The 5,159-nt window shown below is 67.9% G+C and carries 4 protein-coding genes; all 4 read left to right on the plus strand.

The genetic code is table 11. The annotated features are described in order from the left end of the window. Positions 1-101 precede the first annotated feature (101 nt). The 4 genes from ABIC90_RS05060 to ABIC90_RS05075 all read left to right on the plus strand — a co-directional run bounded on the left by ABIC90_RS05060 (position 102) and on the right by ABIC90_RS05075 (position 5,057). Positions 102-1,067: a helix-turn-helix transcriptional regulator gene (locus tag ABIC90_RS05060; RefSeq protein ID WP_354352959.1), complete on the plus strand. Its 966-nt coding sequence runs from the start codon at positions 102-104 to the stop codon at positions 1,065-1,067. Next, positions 1,057-1,872 carry a helix-turn-helix transcriptional regulator gene (locus tag ABIC90_RS05065; protein ID WP_354352960.1) on the plus strand — a complete coding sequence of 272 codons (816 nt, stop codon included), beginning with the start codon at positions 1,057-1,059 and terminating at the stop codon, positions 1,870-1,872. The genes ABIC90_RS05060 and ABIC90_RS05065 overlap by 11 nt, the downstream gene beginning before the upstream one ends. Positions 1,873-1,917: 45 nt before the next feature. Then, positions 1,918-2,742, plus strand: coding sequence for an outer membrane lipoprotein-sorting protein (locus ABIC90_RS05070; RefSeq protein ID WP_354352961.1), 825 nt, complete (start codon positions 1,918-1,920; stop codon positions 2,740-2,742). Between the two features lie 200 nt (positions 2,743-2,942). Further along, complete coding sequence (locus ABIC90_RS05075) at positions 2,943-5,057, plus strand: TonB-dependent receptor (RefSeq protein WP_354352963.1); 2,115 nt, start codon at positions 2,943-2,945, stop codon at positions 5,055-5,057. Positions 5,058-5,159 lie beyond the last annotated feature (102 nt).

The raw sequence follows: 5,159 nt of genomic DNA on the forward strand, positions 1-5,159 counted from the left end.
ACCTATCAAGGCCCGGATCGGTTTGTCGGACGACCCATGGCGCTATCATTCATCAAGAATGATTCTCAATATCAGCTTTCCGCCGGCCTGAAAAGAAGCCCATGCAAGCCCGACGCACTGCTGGGAATCTCACCGAGATCGTCCTGCCCGAACCGAGTCCGTCGGCCGATGACGAGGTGATGCATTGGCCCTCGCACATGGGGAAGGGGGGCACCCGGCTGTGTGCGCTCGACGAAGGCCTGCTGCTCGGCATCACACAGGGCAGTCTGCACCGGCCAACCCGCATCGCGGCCGAGCAGCCGAGTTGCCTGGTCAACCTGTGCTTCGTGGTCGATGGCGAGATCGGCGCCGAACCCGAGGCGCCCCTGCCTGCATTGCGCGGCGGCGCGGGCGTGGCCTTCGCCTGGTTGCTTCCGCAAACCACGTCGACCACCGAGCTGTCGCAGTGCCATCGGCTGGCTGCCATCGACCTGTCGGTCTCGCGCGAGTTCGTCCAGGGCTGGGCCGAGACCTGGCAGCTGTCCTTGCCCGATGCCTGGCGCCGCGCTGTCGAGGGCCGCGACGTGCCACTGATCGAGACCGGCGGCATGCCGCCGGCGGCGCTGGGCCATGCAAGACAACTGATCGGGCAAGCCGGCGAGACGCCGCTACAGCGCTTGCGCCGCGAATCGATGGCGCTGGAGCTGCTGTCCGAATACCTGTTCGCGCGCGTCGAAGCCCAGCGCCGCACGCCCGCAGGCCGGCAGCTCGCGCCGATCGAACTCGAACGCGCACTCGACGCGGCCTCGCGCCTCGCGGGGCGCCTGGAAGATCCGCCGGGCATCAACGAGATCGCGCGCGAGGTCGGCCTCTCGGGCTCGCGATTGAAGCTGGCGTTCCGCCAGCTCTTCGGCTGCGGCGTCTACGGCTACGTCAAGGCGCTGCGGCTCGAGGCCGCGCGCTGCGCGCTGATCGAGGGCCAGCAGGTCAAGTCGGCGGCGCTCTCGGTGGGCTACACGAAGGCCGGGCATTTCGCCCGCCAGTTCCGAGACCGCTTCGGCATTGCGCCCGGACGCTATGGCGCATGAGGCCGCCGATACCGAAGTGCCTCTCACGCGGCAACTGCCGAGCGGGCTGAGGCTGCGCGTCTTCGCCGCGAAGCAGGCCGCGCCGGTGGACTGCGCCGGCATGGTCGCGCTGTTCGTGCGCGCTGGCGAGTTCCTTGTCGACGGCATGGCCATCACCGCCGACCAGTCCTGGCACGGCCCCGCGCAAGCGGTGCGCCTCGTTGCCTCGTCCACCGTAACGCCCGACGCCGTGCTCATCGACACACCAGGCGACGCACGCTTCGGCGACGAGCCCGGCGACGAAGCCCCGAGCCCTATCGACGCCGAATCGGCCGTCGCCCTGGAGCGCCTGATCTCGCTGTCGACACGGACCGACGCAGCCAGCACGCTCGGCTGCCATTTCGAGGCGATGCGCCTGCTGACGATGCCGGCGATGCGCGCCACCAAGCCCGCCGCGCCCGATGGCCGCGTGCTGCGCGCGGCCTCGATCCTGCGCTCACGGATGCAGGACCCACCCAGCCTCGAGGCCCTGGCGCGGGAGGTCGGCCTGAGCCCGGCCGCGCTCAAGCGCGCCTTCCCCGCGGCCTTCGGCAGCCCGCCCTATGCCTGGCTGCGGCGCGAGCGGCTGATCGAGGCACGTCGCCTCATCGAGCAAACCGCGCGGCCCATCGCCGACATCGCGCACAGCGTCGGCCTTGCGGCCGGTGGACATTTCGCTGCGGCCTGCCGCGAACTCTTCGGCATGGAGCCACGCGCGCTGCGCGAGGCCGTTCATGTTCCTCACGGAGCCGCATGGAACACTGCGCGCGAACTGCGCCGCGAATAATTCCTTCACGCGAAATTGCCGCGGTCGGAAAAAAGGTCTCCATCCATGTCGCGTCCCCGCGAACACGTCGTCCGCCGGACCCTCGCCGTGCTGCTGGTCCTCGCGGGGTCCACCGCCATCGTCCAAGCGCAGCCCGCGCCCGCCGCGGCACAACCGCAGCAACAACAGCAACTCAGTGGCCGCGACATCGCCCAGCGCGCGCGCCAGGCCGAAACCCATCGCGATGTCTACCGCCGCTACCTCATGACGGTCGAGCGCGAGGGCGTCACGCTGCGTCGCGGCCTGGAAAGCTATTCGATGCGCCTGCCCGACGCGAGCCGCGGCCTGCTGGTGTTTCATGAACCGGCCGACGCGCGCGGCATCAAGTACCTGACGTGGAACTATGACGAGATCGCGCGCGACGACGACATGTGGATGTTCCTGCCCAACGAGCGCATCGTGCGCCGCATTGCCGGCAGCTCGCGCCGCGGCTCGTTCATGCGCAGCGACCTGCTCAACGAAGACCTGCAGGATCGCAGTGTCGACGACGACGAACACAAGTGGCTGCGCCGCGAGCCCTGCGGCGACGCGAACTGCCAGGTGATCGAGTCCAAGCCGGTACGCGCCGATGTGTCCGAGTATTCGCGGCGTGTGACCTGGGTGCGCGAGGACCTGTGGCTGCCGGTCAAGGTCGAGTATATGGATCGCTCGGGCGCACTGGTCAAGACCGCGAGCTACCAGGACTTCCAGCGCTTTGGCGACGCCTGGAGCCGGACCAGGACCGTGATCACCGCCGCCGACGGCCGTTCGCGCACCGTCCTGCTGGCCGAAGAGACGCGCATCAACGCTGGCCTGCAACCCCGATTGTTCGAACACGCCAGCCTGCGATGACTCGCGGCTGACGGGCTGCCGTCGCCACCAAAAATCCGCCTGCCGACACTAACTCTCCGTCGGCCGCTTGTTCCTCCCTTTGTCGGCAAGGGTTCGCTGAGCACAATCACCCAAGTTGCGAATTATTCGCATTTGGGTGATTTTTTAGCGATCAAGGAACAAAAATGGGGAAGAGGAGTATCGCGCGGCGTGCCGCGCCAATGAGAGGAGCGCACCTGCGGCCGCTGATGCTGCCGCTGCTCGCGTGGATGGCCGCCGCGGGCCTGGCGGCACACGCCCAGGATGCCGCCAGGCCGGAGCCGGCAGCCGACGAAGGGCTGCCCACTGTCCAGGTCACGGCGCAGAAGGTGCTGCAGGACAACCAGAGCGTGGGCGCCAGCGTCTACGTGCTGGGCGGGGTCGATGCCAGGGAGCAGGGCATCACCGGCCTGACCGACCTGGTGGGGCGCGTGGGAAGCCTGCACAACCTGCAGACGGGCAGCACGCCGCTGCTGTCGATACGCGGCATCGGCCAGCGGCTGAACACGCCGGGCGTGGGCCTCTACGTCGACGACGTCCCGTACCTCGACCACTTCGCCTTTCCAGCCAACCTGCAGCTGTTCGACATCGAGCGCATGGAAGTGCTGCGCGGACCTCAAGGCACGCTCTACGGCGGCAACACGATGGGCGGCGTGCTGAACATCGTGACGCGCCAGCCCGATGCGCAACTGCGCGGCGAGGGCCGGGTCACGCTCGGCAACCACGGCCTGCGCCAGGCCAGCGCCGACCTCAACGTGCCGCTCAACAAGGACAACCTGTTCCTCGGCATCTCCGCCGCCAGCATCCGGCGCGACGGCTACACCCGCAACACCTTCCTCGGGCGCGACGTCGATACGCTCGACGAGCAGGGCCTGCGGCTGCGGTTGCGCTATCTGCCGACCGACCGCCTGGACATCACCCTGGGCGTCGACATCGCGCGCATCCGCGACGGCTACTACGACAAGACCGACGCCAGCAGAGGCCGCCGACTCGAAGACACGCCGGCCCATCGCCTCGCGCTCGACTTCCCGGGCCGCGACGACAAGGACCTGCGCGGCGCCTCGCTGCGCGTGCGCTACGACGCCGATGCGTTCAGCGTCACCTCGATCACCGGCCTTCGCGACAACAAGTACACCTTCGCCGGCGAATTCGATGCCACGCCGCAGCCGGTGGCCAACGACGTCTTCGGGATGCAGCAACGCCAATGGACGCAGGAATTGCGCATCGGCTCGCGCACCGCCGAGAAGACCGGGCTGTCCTGGCTTGGCGGTGTCTTCCTGTTCAACGACCGCCGCGAAGGCCAGGACAAGCTGGCGATGGTCCCGCTCGGCATCGACTCCTACACCGACACCCGCCGCCGTTCGCACGGCACCGCCTTCTTCGGCAATGCCGAGTACTGGTTCACACCGCAATGGGGCGTGCAGGCCGGCCTGCGCCACGAGCGTGAGACCGTGTCCTTCGGCGCCGAATCCTCGTCATACATGGGTCCGATGCGTGTGGCGAACACACCGTTCAAGAACTACGAGCGTTCGTTCTCGCAGACAGCACCCAAGGCCGGCGTGATGTTCAAGCCCACAGGCAGCACGATGTTCTACGGCACCGTGGCCAAGGGCTTTCGCAGCGGCGGCTTCAACAATGTCGTGCTCAGCGAAGCGGACCGCGCCTACGGGCCCGAGACCAACCTCAGCTACGAAGCCGGCGTCAAGGTGGCCTCGGAGGACAAGCGCCTGCAGCTCAACGCCTCGGTGTTCCGCGTCAACATCGACGACCAGCAGATCAGCCAGTCGCTGGGCGCCGGCGCCGAGGTCACGCGCAATGCCGGCAAGTCGCGCCACCAGGGGGTCGAACTCGACGCGGCCTACCTGCTTCCCGCGGGCTGGCAGGTGTCGACCTCGCTGAGCTACCTCGATGCCAAGTTCCGCTCGTATTCCGATCCAGCCACCGGCGCCAACTACGCCGGTAACCGCGTGCCCTTCGCGCCCAACCGCATCTTCTCTGCGGCGATCCAGAAGCGGCATCTGCTCGACAACGGCCTGCAGTTGGTTGGCCGCGCCGAGGTCAGCCATGTCGGCGACATCTACTACGACACCGCCAATCGCCTGAAGGCGAAAGCCTACAGCTTGCTCAACCTGCGTGTCGGCCTCGAGGGCACGCGCTGGTCGGCCTCGCTGTGGGCCCGCAACGTGACGAACAGGAAGTACATCAAGGACGCCGGGGTCAACCCGCTGACCTTCGCCAACCAGGTGGCCTTCGGCGCGCCCCGCACGGTGGGCCTCGATCTGGCCGTCAAGTTCTAGCTGCCGATCCCCGGCCCGCCTCGCGCGGGCAAGCGGCGAAGCGCGGTCCACGGGCCGCGGTGCCGCCGAAGTTTCACCGCCATCTCGATGGAGAAATCAAGG

Source organism: Variovorax boronicumulans (genome assembly GCF_040544675.1).
Classification (GTDB): domain Bacteria; phylum Pseudomonadota; class Gammaproteobacteria; order Burkholderiales; family Burkholderiaceae_C; genus Variovorax; species Variovorax boronicumulans_D.

What these genes read in the sequence shown, in the direction of transcription:
- ABIC90_RS05075 (WP_354352963.1), top strand. Translation starts at nt 2,943, where the DNA reads ATGAGAGGAGCGCACCTGCGGCCGCTGATGCTGCCGCTGCTCGCGTGG.
- ABIC90_RS05065 (WP_354352960.1), top strand. Translation starts at nt 1,057, where the DNA reads ATGGCGCATGAGGCCGCCGATACCGAAGTGCCTCTCACGCGGCAACTG.
- ABIC90_RS05060 (WP_354352959.1), top strand. Translation starts at nt 102, where the DNA reads ATGCAAGCCCGACGCACTGCTGGGAATCTCACCGAGATCGTCCTGCCC.
- ABIC90_RS05070 (WP_354352961.1), top strand. Translation starts at nt 1,918, where the DNA reads ATGTCGCGTCCCCGCGAACACGTCGTCCGCCGGACCCTCGCCGTGCTG.